Raw genomic sequence first — 23,519 nt, forward strand, 5'->3', positions numbered from 1 at the left:
CGTGCTCAGAACCAGCCGAGCGCCTGCGGAACCATGTACAGGCCGAAGCCGATGGTCACGAAGCACAGCGCGCGGGTGACGTATTTGTGCAGCCCGCGCATGCGCCACTGCTCGGGCAGCGCCCGGGCTTCCAGCGCCAGCAACAGGCCCAGCACGATCGGCAGCAGCAACGCGTTCATGACCTCGACGTCCACGGCCAGATTGACCAAATCGACGCTGGCCAGCACCAGCACCGCGCCCACGATGTGGGCCAGCGAGTACGTGATGTAGAACTTGGCGGTGGCGCGGTTGGGCCGCTCGTTGAGCGTGTGTTTCCAGCCGAACACCTCCGAGAGTCCCCACGCGCCCGCGAGCGAGGCGACGATCGCGGCCACCAGTGCCGCGCCGAGCATGCCCAGGCCGAACAGCACCGTGCCGCCCACACGGCCGAGGTAGGGGGTGAGTGACTGGGCGATCTGGCCGACGGTCTCCAGTTCCGCGCCGCCGCCGTGTTTTCCAATCGTGGAGGCCATGGTGACCACCACCGCGATCATGATCAGCTGCGTCAGCACCGCTCCGAAGGCGGTGTCGTAACGGGCCTGCCGAATCGTGTTCTCCGACAAGCGCTTATCGACCACCGCGCCCTGCTGGTAGAAGATCATCCACGGCATGATGACCGCGCCGACGTTGGCCGCGACCAGAAGCAGGTATGACGAGTTGCCCAGCGGCATCGACGACAGGCCGTCCACGAGTGCTTTCGGGTCGGGCCGGGCCATGACCATCGCCACCAGGAACGCCAGTTCGGCCGCGCCGACGACCAGGCCGATGCGCTCGACGCGCCGGTAGCTGCCGGTCAGGGCCAGCGCCAGCAGCGCGACGGTCGCGACCGGAATGCTCACCCACCGCGAGACGCCGAACAGTTCACCCACCCCGGCCACCCCGGCGAACTCCGTCAGCAACGCCCCGATCGCCGAGGCGAACAAGGTGAACGCCGACAGCCACGCCCAGCCGCGACCGAACCGCTCCCGGGTCAGCGAGCCGTGGCCGCGCCCGGTGACGATGCCCAGTCGCACGGTCATTTCCTGCACGACGTAGAGCACGGGCATCAGGATCAGCTGCGGCAGCACCATCCGGTAGCCGCGCCGGATTGCGACCCACCGCAGCCAGCGGCCGCGCGTACGCAGCGGTACCGACGGCCGATCCTCGAATTCGTCCGCCACCGGGTGCGTGGTCGTATCGGCCACCCGTGGGATCCTAGCTAAGGGTCGCCTTACCAGGGGCGTTTGGCCGGAGAGCGCCATTGGCCAAAAATGCGCTGCCATTCTCGAAAATGCGATAGGCCTTCTCGAATTGCGAGAGTACGTTTCCGAGGTATGCAAACGGTGCGTAGCTTCTGCCGCGTCTGCACCTCCGTCTGCGGCATCCTCGTCGACGTCGACGGCGACGAGGTGATCCGCGTGCGCGGCGATCAGGACCATCCCTTCTCGCGCGGCTACACCTGCCCCAAGGGCCGGGCCCTGCCGCTGCTGCACCACCACCCCGACCGGCTCGAGCGCCCCAGGATGCGGGTGGACGGCCGGCTGTGCGACACCACCTGGGACGCTTGCCTGGACGACCTGGGCACGCGGCTGAAGGACATCATCGACCGGCATGGGCCCGAGTCGGTCGCGTTCTACTTCTCCACCATGGAAAGCGCCGGCTTCCGCATGGCCGAGGCCCTGCACGCCGCGATCGGCACCCCGGCCAAGTTCAGCCCGCTGACCATCGACGGCACCGCCAAACCCCTGGTCTCGGATCTGGTCGGCGGATTCATGGGGCTCTCCGGCCGGACCGACCTGGACAACGCCGACTTCCTGATGCTCGTCGGCGTCAATCCCGTTGTGTCGCACGGGCATGCGATCTCGATGCCCAATCCCACCGGCACGGTGCGCGAGATCGCGCGGCGCGGGCAGGTGTGGGTGATCGATCCGCGCCGCACCGAGACCGCCCGGCTGGCGACCGGCCATCTGGCACCGCGCCCCAGCACCGACCACGCGGTGCTCGCCTATCTGGTGCGCGAGATCCTGCGCGACGGAATGAAATCCGACGTCCCCGTGCAGGGCATCGACGAGCTGGCGCTCGCGGTCGAGCCGTTCACGCTCGAACACACCGCGAAGCTCGCCGATGTCGCCGAAGCCGATCTGTCCCGGTTGTGCGCCGGGGTGCGCGCCGCCAAGTGCGTCGCGGTCGAAACGGGCACCGGTGTCACGATGACCGCCGAGCGCGCCAACGTCACGCAGTGGCTCGCGTGGGTGCTGATGATCCTCACCGGCGCGATGAACCGGCCCGGCGGGACGTGGTTTCATCCCGGATTCGCGTACCAGCTCGAGACTTTCGGCGAGTTTTTGCCCGTCACACCGATCGAGGGATCCTTCGGCCCGGGACCGCGCAGCCGCCCCGAGGCGCGGGCGTTCATCAACGAGTGGCCCTGCGCGGCGCTGCCCGACGAGATCGCCGCCGGCAACATCCGCGCCCTGATCAACGTCGGCGGCAGCCTGGTCACCAGCTTCCCGGAGACCGGCAAGCTGGTGCCCGCCCTGCAGCAGCTCGAGCTGTTCGCCACCACCGAGATCATCAACAACGAGACCACCGAGCTGGCCACCCACGTCCTGCCCACCAAAGATCCGTTGGAACGCCCCGACATCACCATCCACGACATCCTGAGTTCGCATGTGTCCGTCCAATACAGCCCGGCCGTCGTCGAGCCGGTCGGCGAACGGCGCTCGATGTGGTGGGTGTTCGCCGAACTCGGCCGCCGGCTCGGCTACGAGCTCGGCAATCTCGGGGACCCCGAGACCAGCACCGACGACGACGTGCTCGCCGTCCTATTGGCCGGCGCCCGAACGGGTTTCGACGAGGTGGCGGCCGTGGGGTGGGCCGAGGCCCCGCGCGAGCTGCCGGCGCCGTGGGTCGACGAGCACGTCGCGCGGATGGGCGGCTGGCGGCTGGCGCCACCGCTGCTGGTGGACCAGCTCGCGGCCCTGGAACCGCCCGCGCCGCTGGTGATGGTGCCGCGCCGGCAGCGCCGAAAGCTCAACGGGCAGCTCGATTTTCTCGGCGAGGCCCCCGAGATCCTCATCCATCCCCAGGACGGCGCCGATGCGGGAGTCGCCAACGGGCAGAAGGTGACGGTCCGCAGCGCGAACGGCGAACTGACCGGCATCGCGAAAGTCGACGACTCCATTCGCCGTGGGGCGGTGTCGATCCCGCACGGCCACCACGTCGCCAACGTCAACCACCTGACCAGCAAGGACGACATCGACGTGGTGACCGGCATGGTGCGCTACTCGGGGATACCCGTCAGCTTGCATCCGGCCTGAAACGCGCACTCCCCGTAGGGCAAAGGACACCCTCCCGGTCGATGGGTTGGAGGAGTCGAACCGAGAGGGTGCCTGCTTTTTCGGGCGCCAGCTACGTGGCGCCCGCGTCGCCCTGCACGACGAACCAGAGGCGGTCAGCGAAACTGATGTCATCGGCCAGCCGCTCGGCCAGCTGGGTCGCGCGAGCCTGGCGGACACCGGACAGCCCGGTCGCGGCCGACAGGATCGATTGGCGGGCGGCGGCGAGCGCGGTGCGACAGTCGCGGAGCGCGGCGAGGGTATCGGGAGAAATGGTCATGCTCGCCCCCCTGGTGACGCTGTGCTGGAGGAGTTCCCCCCGGAAATGCCCGCGAACCGGGCTTCACCGAATTGTTACAACAGTTCTCGTAGAAATTGCGCACGTGTCGCACAACGGGCAACGATCCGACCCAGCAACCGGCGGAGTGAGGAGGCGGGCATCCCGGACCGGACCGAAGCAACGCGCCTCGACCAGGAAAAGCCTTGGTGGCAGGTACAGGATTCGAACCTGTGAAGCTTTCGCGACGGATTTACAGTCCGCTCCCATTGGCCGCTCGGGCAACCTGCCGCCAGACAGGTTACAACGAGCGAGTAGACAAAGCACAAACGCCTATCACCGGATGAAGGGACGGAATGCATGGCGGACTCATCGTTCGACATCGTCAGCAAAGTGGATCGCCAGGAGGTCGACAACGCGCTCAACCAGGCCGCCAAGGAGCTGGCCACCCGGTTCGACTTCCGCGGCACCGACACGACGATCGCCTGGAAGGGCGACGAGGCTATCGAGCTGACGTCGTCCACCGAGGAACGCGTCAAGGCGGCCGTCGACGTCTTCAACGAGAAGCTGATCCGCCGCGACATCTCCATGAAGGCCTTCGACGCCGGCGAGCCGCAGGCCTCGGGCAAGACCTACAAGGTCGGCGGGACCCTCAAGCAGGGCATCAGCAGCGAGAACGCCAAGAAGATCACCAAGCTGATCCGCGACGACGGCCCCAAGTCCGTCAAGACCCAGATCCAGGGCGACGAGATCCGCGTCAGCAGCAAAAAGCGTGACGATCTGCAGGCCGTTCAAGCGCTGCTCAAGCAGGCCGACCTGGACGTGGCGCTGCAGTTCGTCAACTACCGGTAACCCCCGGGGCGCGACCGTAACGGCACGGCGATTTCCCACGCGTTTTTTCGCGGTGACGTTACGCTCGCGGTCGTTACTAGCCCGACCAACCGGTGGGTCTCTACGCTAGTGACGAGTCCCACAATTTGAGCGAGGTTCACGATGACCGTGACTCCCCAGGAGGCCGCCGGCCACGGCGCGACCGAGGCCGACTACTCCGACGTCATCATCGTCGGCGCCGGCATCTCCGGCATCGACGCGGCCTACCGGATCAGCGAACGCAATCCCCAGCTGACGTACACCGTGCTGGAGCGGCGCGCGCAGATCGGCGGGACGTGGGACCTGTTCCGCTACCCCGGGGTGCGCTCGGACAGCAGCATCTTCACGCTGTCCTTCCCGTTCGAGCCGTGGACCCGCGAAGAGGGCGTGGCTGACGGCGTGCACATCCGCGAGTACCTGGCCGCCACCGCGCGCAAGTACGGCATCGACCGCCACATCCGGTTCAACACCCACGTGCGCTCGGCGGACTGGGACTCGGCGACCGACACGTGGACGGTCACCGTCGAGCAGGACGGGGAGCGCAGGCTCTACCGCGGTCGCTTCCTGTTCTTCGGCAGCGGCTACTACAACTACGACGAGGGCTACACCCCCGAGTTCCCGGGCATCGAGGAGTTCAAGGGCACGGTGGTGCACCCCCAGCACTGGCCCGAGGACCTGGATTACACCGGGAAGAAGGTGGTGGTGATCGGCAGCGGCGCGACCGCGGTGACGCTGCTGCCGTCGCTGTCGGACCGCGCCGCCCGGGTGACCATGTTGCAGCGCTCGCCCACCTATCTCATCTCGGCGTCCAAGTACGGCACGGTGGCCGCCGTCGCTCGAAAAGTGCTGCCGCGCAGGCCCGCTCATCTCGTCATCCGCATGTACAGCGCACTCACCGAGGCGGTGTTCTTCGCGTTGTCCCGCAAGGCGCCGGGGTTCGTGCGGTGGCTGCTGCGGCGCAAGGCGATCAACAGCCTGCCGGCAGGCTACGACGTCGACGTCCACTTCAAGCCGCGATACAACCCGTGGGACCAGCGGATGTGCCTGATCCCCGACGCCGACCTCTACGAGGCCATCAGCGCCGGACGCGCCGACGTGGTCACCGACCACATCGACCATTTCGACGCGACCGGCATCGCGCTCAAATCCGGCGGGCACCTCGACGCCGACGTCATCGTCACCGCCACCGGCCTGCAGCTGCAGGCGCTCGGCGGGGCGACGATCAGCCTGGACGGCAACGAGATCAAGACCAGCGACCGCTTCGTCTACAAAGCGCACATGCTCGAGGACGTGCCCAACCTGTTCTGGTGTGTGGGCTACACCAACGCGTCGTGGACGCTGCGGGCCGACATCACCGCCCGGGCGACGGCAAAACTCATGGAGCACATGGCCTCTCACGGCTACACGCGCGCCGCCCCGCACCGCGGCAACGAGCCGATGACCGAGAAGCCGTCGTGGGACATCAACGCCGGCTACGTGCTGCGCTCGGTGCACGCGCTGCCCAAGTCGGGCACCAAGCGGCCGTGGAACGTGCGGCAGAACTATCTCGCCGACGCCATCGACTACCGCTTCGACCGCATCGAAGAGGCCATGGTGTTCGGCCGCGTCGCCGACCGCACCGCGCTGGCCGGCTAGCCGCACCGGAGTTCGTGAACTGCTTCTCAATCGCAGATGTCCGCAATACGCTGATCGCCATGGCATCTGAGAAGCGCGAACCCAGAGTCGTTGTCCTCGGTGGCGGTTCCTGGGGCACCACCGTGGCCTCAATCTGCGCGCGCCGCGGGCCGACGCTGCAGTGGGTGCGCTCCGAGGAGACCGCCGCCGACATCAACGAGAACCACCGCAACAGCCGCTACCTCGGCAACGACGTCATGCTCAGCGACACCCTGCGCGCCACCACCGACTTCGCCGAGGCGGCGAACTCGGCCGACGTCGTCGTCATGGGCGTGCCCTCGCACGGCTTCCGCGGGGTGCTCACCGAGCTGGCCAGGGAGCTGCGGCCGTGGGTGCCGGTGGTGTCGCTGGTCAAAGGGCTCGAGCAGGGCACCAACATGCGGATGTCCCAGATCGTCGAGGAGGTGCTGCCGGGACACCCCGCGGGCATCCTGGCCGGGCCGAACATCGCGCGCGAGGTGGCCGAGGGTTACGCCGCCGCCGCGGTGCTGGCCATGCCCGACCAGCATCTGGCGACGCGGCTGTCCGGACTGTTCCGCACCCGGCGCTTCCGCGTGTACACGACCGACGACGTCATCGGCGCGGAGATGGCGGGGGCCCTGAAGAACGTGTTCGCCATCGCCGTCGGCATGGGGTATTCGCTGGGCATCGGCGAAAACACGCGCGCGCTGGTGATCGCCCGCGCGTTGCGGGAAATGACCAAACTCGGCGTCGCGGTGGGCGGGCAGCCCGACACCTTCCCGGGGCTGGCTGGGCTGGGCGACCTGATCGTCACCTGTACCAGCCAGCGCAGCCGCAACCGTCACGTCGGTGAACAGCTGGGGGCGGGCAAGCCGATCGACGAGATCATCGCCTCGATGAACCAGGTCGCCGAGGGGGTCAAGGCCGCCAGCGTGATCATGGAGTTTGCCAACGAGTTCGGCCTCACCATGCCGATCGCCCGCGAAGTCGACGCCGTGATCAACCACGGCTCGTCGGTCGAGGAGGCCTACCGCGGCCTGATCGCCGAGGTGCCCGGCCACGAGGTGCACGGCGCGGGCTTCTGAGCTGGGCGCGCCCGGCTGGCCAAATTCAAATCTTTGCGTTCTCTATGGGCCGGTCACGTCGGCTTGACCCCTGTTTGCCAGCAAAATACCGTCAGACCAGGTAGTCAGTGGTTTTCCGGGTGCGATCCTGCGGGTCATCCGGTTGTAATCTGCTGCACGCCAACAGGTTACGAAGACGTAACCGACCGCAGGATGGGGCCGATATCGGAACATCCCCCGCAAACTTCCGACGAGGGACGGGACCGATGCAAGACATTGAACGGGCGGTCGATCGGGCCCCCACCGCGTCCCGCGCCGACCGGTTGCGCGGCATCATCCGGCATGACCTGCCCTCCTCGCTGGTGGTCTTCCTGGTCGCGCTCCCGCTGTCGCTGGGGATCGCGATCGCTTCGGGCGCCCCGGTGCTCGCCGGGCTGATCGCCGCGATCGTCGGGGGCATCGTCGTCGGCAGCCTGGGTGGGTCACCGCTGCAAGTCAGCGGCCCCGCGGCCGGGCTGACCGTCATCGTCGCCGGCCTCGTTTCCGAGTTCGGTTGGGGCATCACGTGTTTGATCACCGTCGCCGCCGGAACCCTGCAGGTCCTGCTGGGGCTCAGCCGCGTGGCGCGCGCCGCGCTGGCGATTTCGCCGGTCGTCGTGCACGCCATGCTGGCCGGCATCGGCATCACGATCGCCCTGCAGCAGGCGCACGTGTTGCTGGGCGGAAAGTCCAAGAGCACGGCCTGGCACAACCTGATCGGCCTGCCGGGGCAGATCGTCGGTGCGCACCGGCCCGGCGTGATCCTGGGCGTACTGGTCATCGTCATCCTGGTCGCCTGGCGGTGGGTGCCCGCCACGGCGCGCCGCGTTCCGGGTCCCCTGGTCGCCATCGTGGCGGTCACGGTGATCTCGGTGATCTTCCCGTTTCACGTGCGCCGGATCGACCTCGAGGGGTCACCGCTGGACGCGCTGCGGCTGCCCGACCTTCCCCACGGCAACTGGGGCGCGTTCGCCGTCGGGGTGATCACCGTCGCGCTCATCGCCAGCGTCGAGAGCCTGCTGTCAGCGGTGTCGGTCGACCGGATGCACAACGGGCCACGCACCGACTTCAACCGCGAGCTGGTGGGGCAGGGCGCCGCCAACATCATCTCGGGGACGGTCGGCGGGCTGCCGATCACCGGGGTCATCGTCCGCAGCTCCACAAATGTCAACGCGGGCGCCAAATCCCGGGCGTCCTCGATCATGCACGGTGTCTGGATCCTGCTGTTCACCATCCCGTTCGCCGGCCTGGTCGAAGAGATCCCCACCGCCGCGCTCGCCGGCCTGCTCATCGTCATCGGCATGCAGCTGCTGAAGCCGGCCCACATCGAAACCGCAACGAAGCACGGCGATCTCGCGGTGTACGTGGTGACGGCCGTGAGCGTCATCTTTCTCAACCTGCTGCACGGCGTGCTCATCGGGCTGGCACTGGCCATCGCGCTGACCGGATGGCGGGTGATCCGGGCCAAGATCGAGGCCGAGGCGGTCGACGACGAATGGCGGGTGGTCATCGAGGGTGCGGCCTGCACCTTCCTGGCGCTCCCGCGACTGACGCGGATGCTGACGTCGGTTCCGCAGGGCGCGACGGCGACGGTGGTCATCTCGGTGCACTACCTCGATCACGCTGCGCACCAAGCGATTACCGATTGGCAGCGCCAGCACGAGGCGACGGGCGGGACGGTTCACATCCGGGGTGGGGTCGAGACGGGTCGGCGCGACACGCCGCCACCGATGGTCGAGGCCCAAAGCCCCGGGGCCGCCGCGTAATTGCGCCGGGCGCCGTCCGCGCAGGGTCGGTCAGTCGACGTCGATCCTGATGTGCAGCCGCTTGCCGCACACCTCCGCCAGGCGCTGCAGCACGTCCACGCGCGGGACCTCGTCCCCGCTCTCCCACGCGGCGACCTCCGCCCGGGTGGTGCCGAGTGCCTGCGCCAGTTGGTCCTGGTTCATATCGGCACCGGCACGTGTTTCGAAAATCAGGTCGGGCAGGTTCAGCGCCAGCCCGGCTTCGTGAATATCGATCGAATGAGAGTCCGACATCGCAATCACCGCTTTCATTAACGGCAGCCCAAGGACTACAGCTACATCCGATGTTACGTGCGGTTCGGGCGGTGTGCACGCGGCGTTGCGCCGCCGTTTGCTACCGCCCGGCCATCTGCTCGAGCCGGCGGATGCGGTCCTCGATCGGGGGGTGCGTCGAAAACAGCGACCCGATCCGCTCGCCGGCCCGAAATGGGCTGGCGATCATCAGGTGTGCCTGACTGGCAAGCTGGGGCTCGGGCGGCAGCGGGGCCGCCTGGACCCCGCCGGAGATCTTGCGCAGGGCCGACGCCAGCGCCAGCGGGTCACCGGTCAACACCGCGCCCGATTCGTCCGCCTGGTATTCGCGCGACCGGGACACCGCCAGGCGCACGACCGTCGCCGCGATCGGGCCCAGCAACGAAACCAGCAGCAGCGCAAAGGGATTTTCGCCATCGCGGTTGTTACCGCCGAACATGCCGGCGAACATCGCCATGTTGGCGAGCGCGGTGATGACCGACGCCATCGCGCCGGCGACGCACGAGATCAGGATGTCGCGGTTGTAGACGTGCGAAAGTTCGTGTCCCAGCACGGCACGCAGCTCGCGCTCGGTGAGGATGTCCAAAATGCCGGTGGTGCAACACACCGCGGCGTTGCGCGGGTTGCGGCCGGTCGCAAACGCGTTGGGCGCGTTGGTGTCGCTGATGTACAGCCGGGGCATCGGCTGGTGTGCGGCCGTGGCCAGCTCGCGGACGATCCGGTACATCGCCGGCGCCTGCAGCTCGGAGACCGGCTGCGCATGCATGGCCCGCAGCGCCAGTTTGTCGCTGTTGTAGTACGTGTAGACGTTCATGCCGATGGCGAACAGCACCGCGAGGAACATCGCGGTCTTGCCGAACAGCGAGCCCACGAACACGATCAACGCGGACATGCCGACCAACAGGGCGAAGGTCTTGAACCTGTTGGCATGCGGATGCCAGGTCATCGATGTCCTCCTAGGACATTCCGGAGCACTCGTTCATTGTCGACTATTGAACGCCCGAGACGGCCCGGGGAGTTCCGCGACGCGCTAGCCGTGCCGGCTGATGGTGTAGTCGACCAGCGTCTGCAGCGCGCGCCGGCCGGCCACGTCGGGCAGCAGCGCCAGCTCCTGGTGTGCCTGCGCCGCGTAATCCTGCAGCGACCGCTTGGCCTTGGCCATGCCCGGCGACGCCCGCAGCAGCGCCAGCGCCTCGGCCACCGCCTCGTCGTCGTCGATGGGCCCGACCAGCAGCTCGCGCAGCCGCGCCGCGTCGGGACCGGGTTCGCGCAGCGCGTAAACCATCGGCAGGGTGTGCACGCCCTCGCGCACGTCGGTGCCGGGCAGTTTGCCGGACTCGTGGGAGTCGCTGTCGATGTCGATGATGTCGTCGGAAATCTGGAAGGCGGTGCCCACGATGCCGCCGAGGCGGCTCAGCCGCTCCACCTGGTCGGCGTCGGCGCCCGAGAACATCGCGCCGAACCGGCCCGCCGCGGCGATCAGGCACGCGGTCTTCTCGTACACCACCTTCAGGTAGTGCTCGATCGGGTCCGCCCCTTCGGCCGCCCCGGTCAGGCCGCGGGTCTCGCGCATCTGCCCGGTGACCAGCTGGGCGAACGTCTCGGCGATGAGCCGCACCGCCTCGGGCCCCAGCCGGGAGACCAGCCGCGACGCGGTGGCGAACAGATAGTCGCCGGCGAGGATCGCGACGTTGTTGCCCCAGCGCACGTTCGCGGTGGGGGTGCCGCGGCGCACCTCGGCCTCGTCCATCACGTCGTCGTGATACAGCGTGGCCAGGTGCACCAGTTCGATCACAGCGCCGGCGATCGTCACGTCCGCGGCGTCGGGATGGGGCCCGAGCTGTGCCGACAGCACGGTGAACAGCGGCCGGAACCGCTTGCCGCCGGCCTTGAACAGGTGGGTCAGCGACTCGGTCATGATCTCGTCGGCGCTGCGCAACTCGGTGTCCATGAGCTGCTCGATCCGCCCGACACCGTCGCGCACCGTCGCCGCGAAGGCCGCGTCACCGAGATCAACGCCCGCCACCACCGTCGCCGGAGTATTCACGGGACCAAACATACTGGTGTGCATGAAGACGGGAGCGACCCGAGCCCACGTGGTGGTCGTCGGCGCCGGACCCGCCGGTTCGGCGGCGGCGGCGTGGGCCGCGCGCGCGGGCAACGAGGTCCTGGTCATCGATTCGGCGAGCTTTCCCCGCGACAAGGCCTGCGGCGACGGGCTGACCCCGCGCGCGGTCGCCGAGCTGGAGCGCCTGGGGCTCGGGGACTGGCTGGACACCCGCATCCGGCACCGGGGGCTGCGGATGAGCGGGTTCGGCGGCGAGCTGGAAATCGACTGGCCCGGCCCGTCCTTCCCGTCGACCGGCAGCGCGGTGGCCCGCGTCGAGCTGGACGACCGGATCCGCAAAGTCGCCGAGGACTCCGGGGCGCGGATGCTGCTCGGAACCAAAGCCGTTGGCGTGCAACATGACTCATCCGGCCGGGTGACCTCGGTGACACTGGCCGACGGCACCGAGGTCGGGTGCCGCCAGTTGATCGTGGCCGACGGCGCCCGGTCGTCGCTGGGGCGCAAGCTGGGCCGACGGTGGCACCAGGAGACGGTGTACGGCGTCGCCGCCCGGGGGTATCTGAGCACGCCGCGCGCCGATGATCCCTGGCTGACCTCGCATCTGGAACTGCGCGGACCCGACGGCCCCAAGGACAAAGTGCTGCCCGGCTACGGCTGGATTTTCCCGCTCGGCAACGGCGAGGTGAACATCGGCGTCGGGGCCTTGTCGACGTCGAAGCGGCCCGCGGATCTGGCGCTGCGGCCGCTGATCGATTACTACACCGACCTGCGCCGCGACGAGTGGGGCTTTGTCGGCCCGCCCCGGGCGGTGTCGTCGGCGCTGCTGCCGATGGGCGGCGCGGTGTCCGGGGTGGCCGGCGCCAACTGGATGCTGATCGGCGATGCCGCGGCGTGCGTGAACCCGCTCAACGGCGAAGGCATCGACTACGGACTGGAGACGGGCCGGCTGGCCTCTGAAATGCTCGCGCTGCTGGATGGCCGCGACCTGTCGCAGGTGTGGCCGTCCCTGCTGCGGCAGCACTACGGTCGTGGCTTCTCGGTGGCGCGCCGGCTGGCGCTGCTGCTGACCTTTCAGCGGTTCCTGCCCGCGACCGGGCCGCTCGCGATGCGCTCGACGGCGCTGATGACCATCGCCGTGAGGGTGATGGCCAACCTGGTCACCGACGAGGACGCGGACTGGGTGGCGCGCGCCTGGCGCGGCGGTGGCCGGCTGTCGCGGCTGATCGACCGCCGCACACCGTTCAGCTGAGCGGCGGCCGCATCGCCGCTGGTCGGCGGGCACGGCGGCGCTGCTGGGGCGCTCGATCGGCGCTCGCCGTTTGTCGGCGCGCCGGGAACCGGGCGTGTATAGTCCAGCTAATGAAGGGAACGATGCTGGCTACTATCGGTGCCGCTGCCGCTGCCGTTGCTGCTTTCACGCTGGGCGCGCCGGCGCAGCTCTCCGCGCCGGCGCAGGCGGATCCGCCGCCGACGGCGCCGTACCCGACCCCGCGGACGCCGTCGCCCCCGAGCGACTACGACGCGCCGTTCAAGAACACCGTCAACGGCTTCGGCATCTACCAGCCGCAGGACCAGCTGGCGTGGCTGGGCAAGATCACCTGCGATCGGATTGATCACGGCGTCGACCACGACGCGCACCAGTCCGCGACGTTCATCCAGCGCAACCTGCCGCGCGGCACCACCGAGGGCCAGTCGCTGCAGTTCCTCGGCGCGGCGGTCGACCACTACTGCCCGGAGCACGTCGACGTCGTCCAAGCGGCGGGCAATCACTAGCACCGCCTCTAGCGCGGGGGCAGGTACCCCGCGTGCAGGGCGACGATGCCGCCCGTCAGGTTGCGCCACCGCACCCCCACCCAGCCGGCCTGGGTCAGCTGCTGCGCCAATCCCTCCTGATCGGGCCACGCCCTGATCGACTCCGCCAGGTACACGTAGGCCTCGGGGTTGCTCGACACCGCCCGCGCCACCCGCGGCAGCGCCCGCATCAGGTACTCCTTGTAGACGGTTGCGAACGGACCGTTGGTGGGCGTGGAGAACTCGCACACCACCAGCCGGCCGCCCGGACGCGTGACGCGCGCCATCTCGCGCAGCGCGGCCTGGGTGTCGACGACGTTGCGCAACCCGAAACTGATTGTGACAGCATCGAATACGTCGTCGGCGAACGGCAGCCTGGTGGCGTCGCCGGCGACCTTCGGCACATCGCGGGCCGCCCCCGCGGCCAGCATGCCGACCGAGAAGTCGGCGGCCACACACCATGCCCCGGATTTCTTCAGCTCAACGGTCGATACCGCGGTGCCCGCGGCGAGGTCCAGCACCCGCTGGCCCGGCCCGATCTCCAGCGCCGCCCGGGTGGCCTTGCGCCAGTACCGGTCCTGGCCCATCGACAGCACGGTGTTGGTCAGGTCGTAGCGCCGGGCGACGCCGTCGAACATCGACGCGACGTCGCGGGGGTCCTTGTCCAACTCGGCGCGGCTCACCACACGGACGGTACCCCTTGGGAATTACGCGGCGACAGTAGCGTTGCAACTCTGCGTGACTGACAAAGTGTGGTTTATCACCGGTACATCGCGCGGTTTCGGACGGGCGTGGGCGATCGCGGCGCTGGAGCGGGGCGACAGGGTTGCCGCCACGGCGCGCGATACGGCGTCGCTGGACGACCTGGCGCGCAAGTACGGCGACGCGCTGTTGCCGATTCGTCTGGACGTCACCGACCGCGACGCGGACTTTGCGGCGGTCAAGCAGGCGCACGACCACTTCGGTCGGCTCGACATCGTGGTGAACAACGCGGGCTACGGGCAGTTCGGGTTCGTCGAGGAACTCTCCGAGCGGGACGCCCGCGACCAGTTGGAGACCAATGTCTTTGGCGCGCTGTGGATCACCCAGGCCGCGCTGCCCTACCTGCGCGAGCAGGGCAGCGGCCACATCATCCAGGTGTCCTCGATCGGGGGCATCACCGCGTTCCCGTTGGTCGGCATCTACCACGCGTCGAAGTGGGCGCTGGAAGGCTTTTCACAGGCGCTGGCCCAGGAGGTCGCCCCGTTCGGCGTGCACGTCACGCTGATCGAGCCGGGCGGCTTCGACACCGACTGGGCCGGCCCCTCGGCCAGGCACGCCGAGCCGCTGCCGCCCTATGACGACATTCGCGCCGCCGTTGATGCCGAACGCAGCCGGCGGTGGGCCAGCCCAGGTGACCCGGCCGCCTCGGCGGCCGCGCTACTGAAGGTGGTCGACGCCGAAAAGCCGCCGCTGCGCGTCTTTTTCGGATCCTCCCCCCTGGAGACGGCCAAGGCCGACTACGAGAGCCGGCTTCGTAATTGGGAGGAATGGCAGCCGGTCGCCGAGCTGGCGCAGGGCTGATCGCGCCGGTCACTCCCCCTGCGCGTACCGCCGCGCGAACAACCGGCGCCGCTCGAACGGCGAGAGCACGGCCTCGTAGTGGCCGAGCAGCTCGTCGCAGATGACCGGCCAGCTGCGGCCGACCACGCTGCGCCGGGCGGCCGGCGCGTAGCGCGCCCGTTCGGCGATCAGGTGCGCGACGGCCTCGGGCAGCCGCGCCTCGAACTCGTTGACCCCCAACAGCAGACCCGTCCGCCAGGGTGTAACGAGGTCGCGTGGGCCGCCGGCGTCGGGGGCGATGACCGGCAACCCCGACGCCAGCGCTTCTTGCACGACCTGACAAAACGTCTCGTGCTCACCGGGATGCACGAACACGTCCATGCTGGCGTACGCCGCGGCGAGCTCGTCGCCGTAGAGCGCACCCGTGAAAACCGCTGTCGGCATTGCCGATTGCAGCTTGGCGCGGTCGACGCCGTCGCCCACGATGACGAGCTGGACCGCGCCGCCGGCGGCCAGCCCGGCGAGCCGCTCGACATGCTTCTCGGGCGCGAGCCGGCCCACGAACCCGACGACGGGCTTGCCGTGCGGCGACCACCGTCGCCGCAGCGCCTCGTCGCGCGCCGACGGCGCGAACCGCAGCACGTCGACGCCGCGCGCCCACCGGTGTACCCGCGGGAAGCGGTGGGCGACAAGCGCTTCCATCGTCACGCTGGACGGGGCAAGGGTGCGGTCGGCGAGGCCGTGCAGGTGCCGGAACCACGCCCACGCGGCCCGTGCAGTCATCGGGATGCCATAGCTCGCCGCGAAACCCGGGACGTCGGTTTGGTACACCGCGACCGTCGGCACCCGCAGCCACCGCGCCGCGCGCACCCCGCCATAACCCAGCAGCGCCGGCGACGCCAGATGCACGACGTGCGGGTCGAATCCGCGCAGGACGCTCACCAGCCGGGGTGTCGGCACGCCCAGCGGCAGCGTGGTCACCTTCGGGAACATGCGTGACGGCACCCGGTGGACGCGGATGCCGTCGTGGATGCGCTCCGCCCGGGGTTCGCCGGGAGGCGTGTCGGGGGCGATGACGAGGGCCTCGTGGCCCGTGCGGCGCAGGTGCTCGAGCACCCGGATCACCGAGTTGCTGACACCGTTGACTTCCGGCAGGAAAGATTCCGCGACGATGGCAACGCGCACCTCACCACCGTGTCAGCGCCGCCTGTCGACAAGGTTGCCTGCGGGCATCCGTCACGCGAAATTTGCAGGTTCGGCGCTTGCGGCGCGGCGATCCAGCCACTTGTCCAGCAGCGCCAGCAGCGCCAGCAGCGCCGCCGCCCCCAGCCAGCCCACCACCGCGATCGATCCGGCCGGGATGATCGCCAGGCCGGCGTTGCGATGCTGCACGCGGACCAGGTTGGGGTCGTTCTTGTTGTACTCCACGTAGATCCGCATCCCGGTGGCCAGGTGGGACGGGTAGAGCACACCGAGTTCGGGACGGTAGGTGACCCGCTCGGGGGTGACGAATTCGATGGTGGAGCGGCGCGGCCCGGCGCTGAGCACCTCCGCCTGCGCGACGCCCATGTTGTGGCTGATCGCCAGGTCGTTGCGCCACGCGCCGGCCACCAGAAGCACCGACTGCAGCGTGACCAGGCCGGCGACGATCAGCACCGCGATCCGGGCCCACCGCAACGCGACCTTGGCACGGGTTTTCGGAGGTTCGTCACTGCGTCCGTGAATCAGTATGTGCAGCAGAACCTTTGGGGATCTCGCCATCTATGCGCGCCTCACAGCGCCGCCTTGATGGCGGCGTGCAGCTGCCGCAGCGAGGAGCGGTCCGCCTTGACTTCCAGCACCCGCATCCCGGCGCCGGGTTCGTCGAGCGCGGCGTGCAATTCGTCGACCTCGATCTGCCGGCTCTCCACGTGATACGCGCGGCACAACGCCCCCACGTCGACGTCGTGCGGTGTTCCGAACACCCGCGACGACACGTCGGAGAACCGCGGGTCGCCCTGCTCGAGCAGTTCGAAGATGCCGCCGCCGTTGTCGTTGGAGACCACGATGGTCAGGTGGCGTGGGGTGGGTTCGGTGGGGCCGATCAGCAGCCCGGAGCTGTCGTGCACGAAGGTCAGATCGCCGATCAGCGCGACGGTCCGCGCCGGGCTGTCCGGGTCGCCCTCGCGTTCGTGGGCGAGCGCCGCCCCGATCGCGGTGGAGACGGTGCCGTCGATGCCGGCGACCCCGCGGTTGGAGCGCACCCGGATGCCGTGGGTGTCCAGGCCGACCAGCGCCGCGTCGCGGACCGGGTTGGACGCCCCGAGCACCAGCTGGTCGCCGGGCCGCAGCGCGTCGGCCACCGCCGCCGCGACGTGCAGGCCGGTGGTCAGGGGGTGCGCCGCGAGCTGGCCGCGCACCGCGTCGTTGGCGTGCCGGTTCGTCTCCGCGCAGCGGTGCAGCCACGCCGGGTTCGGCGCCCCGGTGGTGACCGCCCGCGTGCCCGTGGCCTGCGAGTTTCCCGAGACGTCGGGCCAGCGGGGGCCGGTGGTCAGCGCGTACACCGGCACCAGGGGGTCGGCCAGTAGCGCCGACACCGGGCGGTGCAGGGTGGGGCGGCCGAGCATGATCACCTGCTTGGGCCGCAGCAACGGAAGCGCCAGCGGGTGCAGCGGGTTCTCCGGCGGCGGAGCGGTCGGTTCGGCCACGGTGGGCAGCTCGGCGAGGGCGGGGTGGGCGCCGGCGCCGTGGCCGGCGATGACGACCGTGTCGGGCGTGAGGTCGATTTCGAGCGGCTGGTCGAAGCTGACCGGCGGGGTGTAGGTCCACGGCCGCCCGCCCGGGCGGCCCTGCGGCATCACCGCGCCGCGCGGTTCGGGATCCGGCACCAGGGGTTCGCGCAGGGGGATGTCGAACTGGACGGGGCCGGCGTTGGCGGTGCGAGACCCGGTGGCGGCCGCCAGGACCCGGCAGGTGGCCGAGCGCCAGGTGGCGTTGTGCGCGTCCAGCCGTTCGGGGGCGTCCTCGGCGAGGCCGAGGCTGATGGTGGCGCGGACCTGGGTGCCGAAGTAGCCCAGCTGCTCCATGGTCTGGTTGGCCCCGGTGCCCAGCAGTTCGTAGGGCCGGTTGGCCGACAGCACGATCAGCGGGACCCGGGCATAGTTGGCCTCCACCACGGCCGGGCCCAGGTTGGCGACGGCGGTGCCGGACGTCATGGCGACGCACACCGGCGCGCCGGCGGCGATCGCCAGGCCGATGGCCAGGTAGCCGGCGGTGCGCTCGTCGATGCGGACGTGCAGGCGGATCCGGCCGGACCGGTCGGCGTCCTGCAGCGCGAAGGCGAGCGGGGCGTTGCGCGAACCCGGGCACAGCACCACGTCGCGGACACCGCCGCGAATCAGCTCGTCAACGACGACGCGAGCCTGAGTCGTCGAGGGGTTCACTCCTACAGGGTGTCACAGCCCGCCGATCGCACGCCGAGCGTGGAGTGGTTGCGGCGGATCGCCGTGATCTCGCGCAACAAGTCGACGCTGGGCTGCTAGCGGGGCTCGGCGAAGAACTTGAGCATGGCGGCGTTGACGGCGTCGGGCCGTTCGAAGAACCCGAGGTGCCCGGTGTCGGGTATTTGCATGTAGCGGCCGTTGGGCAGCGCGTCGGCGACCTCCCGGCCCAGATACGGCGGCGTCAGGACGTCGTCGGAGAAGCCGATCACCAGCACCGGCGTCGCGATGCTGCGGTAGGCCGACAACCGGCTGGTGTAGGGCGCGACATCCAGCTGGGCGCGCATGCCCGGGGTGGACTTGACGGGCCAGGTGGAAAACATGGCGATCCAGTCGGCGACCGCGGTGTCGTCGTTGAGCGTCTTGCGGGAAAAGTTTTCCAGCAGGCGGATTTTCGCCTCGTAGGCGGCCGGCAGTGCGACGCCGGCGTCGGACAGCTCGGCCTCGGCGTCGCGGAAGAACTGTCGCGCACGGTCCATGCGGCCGCGGGTGCCCATCAGGACCGCCGCGCTCACCAGATCGGGCCGGGTGAGCATGAGTTCCTGGGTGATGAAGGCGCCCATCGACATTCCGACGATGCGGGCGGGGGCCGCGTTCAGCCCTTCGATCAGCGCCACGGTGTCGGCGACCATGGTTTGCGTCGAGAAGCCCTCGGCGTTCTCCGTGGCGCCGATCCCGCGGTTGTCGAAGGTGATGACGCGGTATCCGGCCGCCAGGAAAGCGGGGACTTGATAGGGGTGCCAGGTCCGTCCGGCGCCGCCGTGGCCGGCGATAAAGACCACGGGCTCACCGGAGCCGCGGTCGTCGTAAGCCAGGTTGATCACCCGGACGACGGTACAAGCAGCCGATGGCACGCCTTGACCCGGTCGATCCACCACTGCCGCCGCTCGGGCGGTGCCGCCAGCGTGCGCAGCCGCGCCGGATCCGGCGTCACCGGGCCGACGGCCAGGTTCCCGTCGACGGGTGCGGCGGTCTCGGCGACGTCCTCGACGAACAGCCCGCCGGTGCCCAGCCCGCAGGCGTGCCGCAGCCGCGGCAGGGCCGCGGCGGCGGTCAGCCCGGCGGCGATCCCGACCGCGGAGTCCAGCGCGCTGGAGACCACGACGGGGATGTCGATCTGGTCGGCGATGGCGAGCATGGCCGAAATCCCGCCCAGCGGAGCGACTTTGAGCACCGCGATGTCGGCGGCGCCGGCGCGGACCACGGCCAGCGGGTCGTCGGCCTTGCGGATGCTTTCGTCGGCGGCGATCGGCACGTCGACGCGGCGCCGCAGCTCGGCGAGTTCGCCGACCGTCGCGCAGGGCTGTTCGAGGTACTCCAGCGGGCCGTCGGCGGTCAACGCTCCAGCCGCCTCGGCCGCCTGCTCGACGCTCCAGCCGCCGTTGGCGTCCACCCGCACGGTCGCCACCAGGTCGCGCACCGCGTTGACCCGGGCGACGTCGTCGGCCAGCGTCTGGCCGGGCTCGGCGACCTTCACCTTGGCCGTCCCGGCGCCGGGAAAGCGGGCCAGCACCTCGCCCACCTGCGCGGCCGGCACGGCCGGCACCGTGGCGTTGATCGGGATGCGCTCCCGTCGTACCGGCGGCGGCTGCCGGTAGGCGGCCTCGATGCCGGAGGCCAGCCAGTGCGCGGCCTCGGGCGGCTGGTATTCGAGGAAAGCCCCGAACTCCCCCCAACCGGCCGGGCCCTCGATCAGCGCGACTTCGCGGGTGGTGATTCCGCGGAACCGCACCCGCATGGGCAGCGCCACCACGTGCAGGCGGTCCAGCAGATCCTCGAGGGGCGGCCTCACGCGCTGTAGACCTGGCGGCCCGCCAGATACGTCGCCCGCACGTCGAGGTCGGCGATGCGCTCGGGCGGCACCATGCGCGGGTCGGCCGAGAGCACGACCAGGTCGGCGTACTTGCCGACCTCCAGCGAGCCGATCACGTCGTCGGAGAACAGCTGCCACGCGGCGTCGATGGTCTGGGCGCGGATGGCCTGCTCGACCGTCAGCCGCTCCTCGGGCCCGAGCACCCGGCCGCTGGGCGCCGTCCGGGTCACGGCCACGCTGATGTTGCGCAGCGGCTCCTCGGGCGTGACCGGCGGGTCGTTGTGCAGCGAGATCCGCATCCCGGTGGCCACCGCGGATCCCGCTGGCATCCAACGGGTTCCGCGCTCCTCGCCGAACAGGCCGTCGACGATGACGTCGCCCCAGTAGTGGATCTGGTCGACGAAGATGCTGCAGGTGACGCCGAGGTCGTGGGCGCGCCGCAGCTGCTCGGGCCGGATGGCGCCGACGTGCTCGAGCCGCAGCCGGTGATCGTCGCGCGGATGGCGTTGCAGGGCCTCCTCGTAGACGTCGAGGATGGTGTCGACGCCGGCGTCGCCCTGCACGTGGCAGGCCATCGGCCAGCCGAGCGGGAAGTAGGCGCCGACGATCTCGTGCAGCTGCTCTTTCGTGTAGTTGGCGCAGCCGCACGAACCCGGTGCGACGCCGATGATGCGGGTGGCCTCGGTGTCCAGGTAGGGGAACGAGAGGTCGATGTTGCCGATCCAGGGCGAGCCGTCGACCCAGATCTTGATGCCGACCTGGCGGAGCATGTCGTCGCCCTGCCCTGGGGTGGCGTCGGTGGACATCTGCGGGTTGGAGATCTCGTAGGTCCGCAGCCGCACCGTCAGCCGCGCGCGTAACTCTTCGACCAGTGGCCGGAACCCGGGGTCGAACGCCATCTCCGAACAGGTGGTCAGCCCGGCGCGGTTGAGCCGGGCACACTCGGCGAGCAGCATCCGCGGGTAGTCGGCGAAGTCGATGACCCCGCCCAGCAGCGGGAACACCGCGCCGGTCTCCTCGGCCGTGCCGTCGAGTTCACCGTTGGCGTCGCGGCCATACTTGGCGCCCTTGGGGTCCGGGGTGTCGCGGTTCAGTCCGTGCAGCTGGGCGGCGGTCGAATTGAAATACGCCTTGTGCCCGGAGTTGTGCATGATCACCAGCGGGCCGTCGGGCGCGATGCCGTCGAGCCAGCTCAGCGTCGGTTCCGGAAGACCGTTCTGCAGCAGCGGATCCCAGCCGTTGAGGTAGGCGCCGTCGGATCCGCGCCGCGCGACCTCGGAGCGCACCGCGGCGACGACGTCGTCGGCGCCGCGCATGGTGACCGGTCGGATGTCGACCAGACGGTCCGACAACGCGACCGCCTCCATCAGCGGATGGCCGTGGGCCTCAACGAATCCCGGCATGACGCAGCCGTCACCGACGTCGACGGTCTCGGTGTCGGGCCCGATGGCGTCGGCGACCTCGGCACGAGTCCCGACGGCGACGATCCGGCCGTCGGCCACCGCGAGCGCCTCGGCGGTGGGCCGGGCCTCGTCGACGGTCAGGATGGTTCCGGTCACGACGAGATCTGCCTGCCCCATGGGGAGCGATCCTAGTGGCGATCGCGAGAGCGGCGGAGCCGATCGAAGCGGGTCGGCACACAGTTAGACCTAGTGGCGATCGCGAGAGCGGCGGAGCCGATCGAAGCGGGTCGGCGCGGGTCAGGCCTAGTGGCGATCGCGAGAGCGGCGGAGCCGATCGAAGCGGGTCGGCACGGGTCAGGCCTAGATCCGCGGGGTGATCGAGGGCGCGGCAGACCCAAATTGCAACACGTTCTAGTCTTGCTCATTGAGTCGCGTCCGCGACGATGGCAGAGCGAAGCGATGAGGAGGAGCGGCGCCATGACGGACGAGCTGCTGCGCAACCCGACCCATAACGGCCACCTGCTCGTGGGCGCCCTCAAGCGCCACAAGAACAAGCCGGTGCTGTTCCTCGGCGACACCACGCTGACCGGTGGTCAGATGGCCGAGCGGATCAGCCAGTACATCCAGGCGTTCGAGGCGCTGGGCGCGGGCACCGGTGTCGCGGTCGGCCTGCTGTCGCTCAACCGTCCCGAGGTGCTGCTGATCATCGGCGCCGGCCAGACCCGCGGCTACCGGCGCACCGCCCTGCACCCGCTGGGCTCGCTGGACGACCACGCGTACGTGCTCAACGATGCCGGCATCAGCTCGCTGATCATCGATCCCAACCCGATGTTCGTCGAGCGTGCGCTGGCCCTGCTGGAGAAGGTGCCGGGGCTCAGGCAGATCCTGACGATCGGCCCGGTGCCCGAGGCTTTGAACGGGGTGGCGGTCGACCTGGCGGCCGAGGCGGCCAAGTACGACCCGCAGCCGCTGGCAGCCGCGGACCTGCCGCCGGATCAGGTCATCGGCCTGACCTACACCGGCGGCACCACCGGCAAGCCCAAGGGCGTGATGGGCACCGCGCAGTCGATCTCGTCGATGACCCAGATCCAGCTCTCGGAGTGGGAGTGGCCGGAGGAGCCGCGGTTCTTGATGATCACGCCGCTGTCGCACGCCGGCGCGGCGTATTTCCTGCCCACCCTGATCAAGGGCGGCGAGATGCACGTGCTGCCCAAATTCGACCCGGCCGATGTGCTGAAAACCATTGAAGAAAAGCGCATTACGGCAACCTTCCTGGTGCCGTCGATGCTGTATGCGTTGATGGATCACCCGGATTCGCACACCCGCGACCTGTCGTCGCTGCAGACCGTCTATTACGGGGCCTCGGCGATCAACCCGGTGCGGCTGGCCGAGGCGATCCGGCGGTTCGGCAAGATCTTCGCCCAGAACTACGGGCAGTCCGAGGCGCCGATGGCGATCACCTACCTGGCCAAGAACGAGCACGACGAGAAGCGGCTCACCTCCTGCGGGCGCCCGACGCTGTTCGCGCGGGTCGCGCTGCTCGGCGAGGACGGCAAGCCGGTTCCGCAGGGCGAGCCGGGCGAAATCTGTGTCAGCGGACCGCTTTTGGCCGGCGGCTACTGGAACCTGCCGGAGGCGACGGCCGAGACGTTCAAGGACGGCTGGTTGCACACCGGCGACATGGCCCGCGAGGACGAGGACGGCTTCTACTTCATCGTCGACCGGGTAAAGGACATGATCGTCACCGGTGGCTTCAACGTGTTCCCCCGCGAGGTCGAGGACGTGGTCGCCGAGCACCCGGCGATCGCCCAGGTGTGCGTGGTCGGCGCGCCGGACGAGAAGTGGGGCGAGGCCGTCACCGCGGTGGTGGTGCTGCGCGCCGACGCGCCCCGCGACGACGCGGCGATCGAGAAGATGACCGCCGAGATCCAGGCCGCGGTCAAGGACCGCAAGGGCTCGGTGCAGTCGCCTAAGCGCGTGGTGCTGGCCGACTCGCTGCCGCTGACCGGGCTGGGCAAGCCGGACAAGAAGGCCGTCCGCGCGCAGTTCTGGGAGGGCGCCGAGCGCTCCGTGGGCTAGAGGCTCGCCCAACGTGCGGCCGGCCGCACACTCGAGGCCGAACGTG

The 23,519-nt window shown here is 69.6% G+C and carries 21 protein-coding genes and 1 tRNA gene; 9 read left to right on the forward strand and 13 right to left on the reverse strand.

Annotated elements, in window-relative coordinates; translation table 11 throughout:
* Positions 1 to 5: 5 nt before the first annotated feature.
* Positions 6 to 1,223: an NRAMP family divalent metal transporter gene (locus AC0KTM_RS21375; protein ID WP_472416618.1), complete on the reverse strand. Its 1,218-nt coding sequence runs from the start codon at positions 1,221 to 1,223 to the stop codon at positions 6 to 8.
* A gap of 129 nt (positions 1,224 to 1,352) precedes the next feature.
* On the opposite strand from AC0KTM_RS21375, the gene AC0KTM_RS21380 reads away from it, so the two are divergent.
* Positions 1,353 to 3,338 (forward strand): molybdopterin-containing oxidoreductase family protein, encoded by a 1,986-nt coding sequence (locus tag AC0KTM_RS21380; RefSeq protein WP_472416620.1) that lies wholly within the window; start codon positions 1,353 to 1,355, stop codon positions 3,336 to 3,338.
* A 91-nt stretch (positions 3,339 to 3,429) separates the two neighbouring features.
* Here the strand turns inward: AC0KTM_RS21380 and AC0KTM_RS21385 are convergent, their stop codons facing one another.
* Positions 3,430 to 3,636: a hypothetical protein gene (locus AC0KTM_RS21385; RefSeq protein WP_225329415.1), complete on the reverse strand. Its 207-nt coding sequence runs from the start codon at positions 3,634 to 3,636 to the stop codon at positions 3,430 to 3,432.
* A 204-nt stretch (positions 3,637 to 3,840) separates the two neighbouring features.
* Positions 3,841 to 3,924: transfer RNA gene (locus AC0KTM_RS21390), tRNA-Tyr, on the reverse strand.
* A gap of 69 nt (positions 3,925 to 3,993) precedes the next feature.
* Between AC0KTM_RS21390 and AC0KTM_RS21395 the strand changes: the two genes are divergently transcribed.
* From AC0KTM_RS21395 to AC0KTM_RS21410, 4 genes are all read left to right on the forward strand, one after another.
* Complete coding sequence (locus tag AC0KTM_RS21395; RefSeq protein ID WP_472416622.1) at positions 3,994 to 4,485, forward strand: YajQ family cyclic di-GMP-binding protein; 492 nt, start codon at positions 3,994 to 3,996, stop codon at positions 4,483 to 4,485.
* Positions 4,486 to 4,626: 141 nt separating this feature from the next.
* Entirely contained in the window at positions 4,627 to 6,138 is a 1,512-nt protein-coding gene (locus tag AC0KTM_RS21400; protein WP_472416624.1) for a flavin-containing monooxygenase, read from the forward strand.
* Positions 6,139 to 6,197: 59 nt separating this feature from the next.
* Positions 6,198 to 7,223: an NAD(P)H-dependent glycerol-3-phosphate dehydrogenase gene (locus AC0KTM_RS21405; RefSeq protein ID WP_225329418.1), complete on the forward strand. Its 1,026-nt coding sequence runs from the start codon at positions 6,198 to 6,200 to the stop codon at positions 7,221 to 7,223.
* Between the two features lie 245 nt (positions 7,224 to 7,468).
* Positions 7,469 to 9,007, forward strand: a complete 1,539-nt coding sequence (locus tag AC0KTM_RS21410) for a SulP family inorganic anion transporter (protein ID WP_225329419.1) — start codon at positions 7,469 to 7,471, stop codon at positions 9,005 to 9,007.
* Between the two features lie 30 nt (positions 9,008 to 9,037).
* Here the strand turns inward: AC0KTM_RS21410 and AC0KTM_RS21415 are convergent, their stop codons facing one another.
* From AC0KTM_RS21415 to grcC1, 3 genes are all read right to left on the reverse strand, one after another.
* Entirely contained in the window at positions 9,038 to 9,298 is a 261-nt protein-coding gene (locus AC0KTM_RS21415; protein ID WP_225329420.1) for a helix-turn-helix transcriptional regulator, read from the reverse strand.
* A gap of 82 nt (positions 9,299 to 9,380) precedes the next feature.
* Positions 9,381 to 10,244 carry a zinc metalloprotease HtpX gene (gene htpX, locus AC0KTM_RS21420; RefSeq protein ID WP_225329421.1) on the reverse strand — a complete coding sequence of 288 codons (864 nt, stop codon included), beginning with the start codon at positions 10,242 to 10,244 and terminating at the stop codon, positions 9,381 to 9,383.
* 84 nt (positions 10,245 to 10,328) lie between these two features.
* A complete protein-coding gene (gene grcC1 / locus AC0KTM_RS21425) occupies positions 10,329 to 11,345 on the reverse strand; it encodes a nonaprenyl/(2E,6E)-farnesyl/geranylgeranyl diphosphat synthase (RefSeq protein WP_225329422.1) in 1,017 nt (338 codons plus the stop codon).
* 22 nt (positions 11,346 to 11,367) lie between these two features.
* Here grcC1 and menJ point away from each other — a divergent pair, with 22 nt between their 5' ends.
* The gene (gene menJ / locus AC0KTM_RS21430) at positions 11,368 to 12,615 is read left to right on the forward strand and encodes a menaquinone reductase (protein ID WP_238956886.1); all 1,248 of its coding nucleotides are present in this window, start codon (positions 11,368 to 11,370) and stop codon (positions 12,613 to 12,615) included.
* A gap of 110 nt (positions 12,616 to 12,725) precedes the next feature.
* A complete protein-coding gene (locus tag AC0KTM_RS21435; RefSeq protein WP_225329423.1) occupies positions 12,726 to 13,139 on the forward strand; it encodes a DUF732 domain-containing protein in 414 nt (137 codons plus the stop codon).
* A gap of 8 nt (positions 13,140 to 13,147) precedes the next feature.
* On the opposite strand, the gene AC0KTM_RS21440 is transcribed toward AC0KTM_RS21435, so the two are convergent.
* Entirely contained in the window at positions 13,148 to 13,840 is a 693-nt protein-coding gene (locus AC0KTM_RS21440; protein ID WP_225329424.1) for a demethylmenaquinone methyltransferase, read from the reverse strand.
* A 55-nt stretch (positions 13,841 to 13,895) separates the two neighbouring features.
* Here AC0KTM_RS21440 and AC0KTM_RS21445 point away from each other — a divergent pair, with 55 nt between their 5' ends.
* Positions 13,896 to 14,720: an SDR family oxidoreductase gene (locus tag AC0KTM_RS21445; protein ID WP_238956887.1), complete on the forward strand. Its 825-nt coding sequence runs from the start codon at positions 13,896 to 13,898 to the stop codon at positions 14,718 to 14,720.
* Positions 14,721 to 14,729: 9 nt separating this feature from the next.
* Here AC0KTM_RS21445 and AC0KTM_RS21450 read toward each other — a convergent pair whose 3' ends face one another.
* From AC0KTM_RS21450 to AC0KTM_RS21475, 6 genes are all read right to left on the reverse strand, one after another.
* Complete coding sequence (locus tag AC0KTM_RS21450; protein WP_225329426.1) at positions 14,730 to 15,884, reverse strand: glycosyltransferase family 4 protein; 1,155 nt, start codon at positions 15,882 to 15,884, stop codon at positions 14,730 to 14,732.
* A 51-nt stretch (positions 15,885 to 15,935) separates the two neighbouring features.
* Positions 15,936 to 16,460, reverse strand: a complete 525-nt coding sequence (locus AC0KTM_RS21455) for a DUF3592 domain-containing protein (RefSeq protein WP_225329427.1) — start codon at positions 16,458 to 16,460, stop codon at positions 15,936 to 15,938.
* Between the two features lie 11 nt (positions 16,461 to 16,471).
* Positions 16,472 to 18,121 carry a 2-succinyl-5-enolpyruvyl-6-hydroxy-3-cyclohexene-1-carboxylic-acid synthase gene (gene menD, locus AC0KTM_RS21460; protein WP_238956888.1) on the reverse strand — a complete coding sequence of 550 codons (1,650 nt, stop codon included), beginning with the start codon at positions 18,119 to 18,121 and terminating at the stop codon, positions 16,472 to 16,474.
* Between the two features lie 95 nt (positions 18,122 to 18,216).
* Complete coding sequence (locus AC0KTM_RS21465) at positions 18,217 to 19,002, reverse strand: alpha/beta fold hydrolase (RefSeq protein WP_225329429.1); 786 nt, start codon at positions 19,000 to 19,002, stop codon at positions 18,217 to 18,219.
* The gene (locus AC0KTM_RS21470; protein WP_425326359.1) at positions 18,999 to 19,916 is read right to left on the reverse strand and encodes an o-succinylbenzoate synthase; all 918 of its coding nucleotides are present in this window, start codon (positions 19,914 to 19,916) and stop codon (positions 18,999 to 19,001) included. The genes AC0KTM_RS21465 and AC0KTM_RS21470 overlap by 4 nt, the downstream gene beginning before the upstream one ends.
* Before the next feature lie 50 nt (positions 19,917 to 19,966).
* On the reverse strand, positions 19,967 to 21,571 hold the full coding sequence (locus AC0KTM_RS21475) for an amidohydrolase (protein WP_238956890.1): 1,605 nt from the start codon (positions 21,569 to 21,571) through the stop codon (positions 19,967 to 19,969).
* A 282-nt stretch (positions 21,572 to 21,853) separates the two neighbouring features.
* On the opposite strand from AC0KTM_RS21475, the gene fadD8 reads away from it, so the two are divergent.
* Entirely contained in the window at positions 21,854 to 23,473 is a 1,620-nt protein-coding gene (gene fadD8, locus AC0KTM_RS21480; protein ID WP_374109685.1) for a fatty-acid--CoA ligase FadD8, read from the forward strand.
* Positions 23,474 to 23,519 lie beyond the last annotated feature (46 nt).

The organism is Mycobacterium sp. NTMscope_Eco_3 (genome assembly GCF_976985685.1).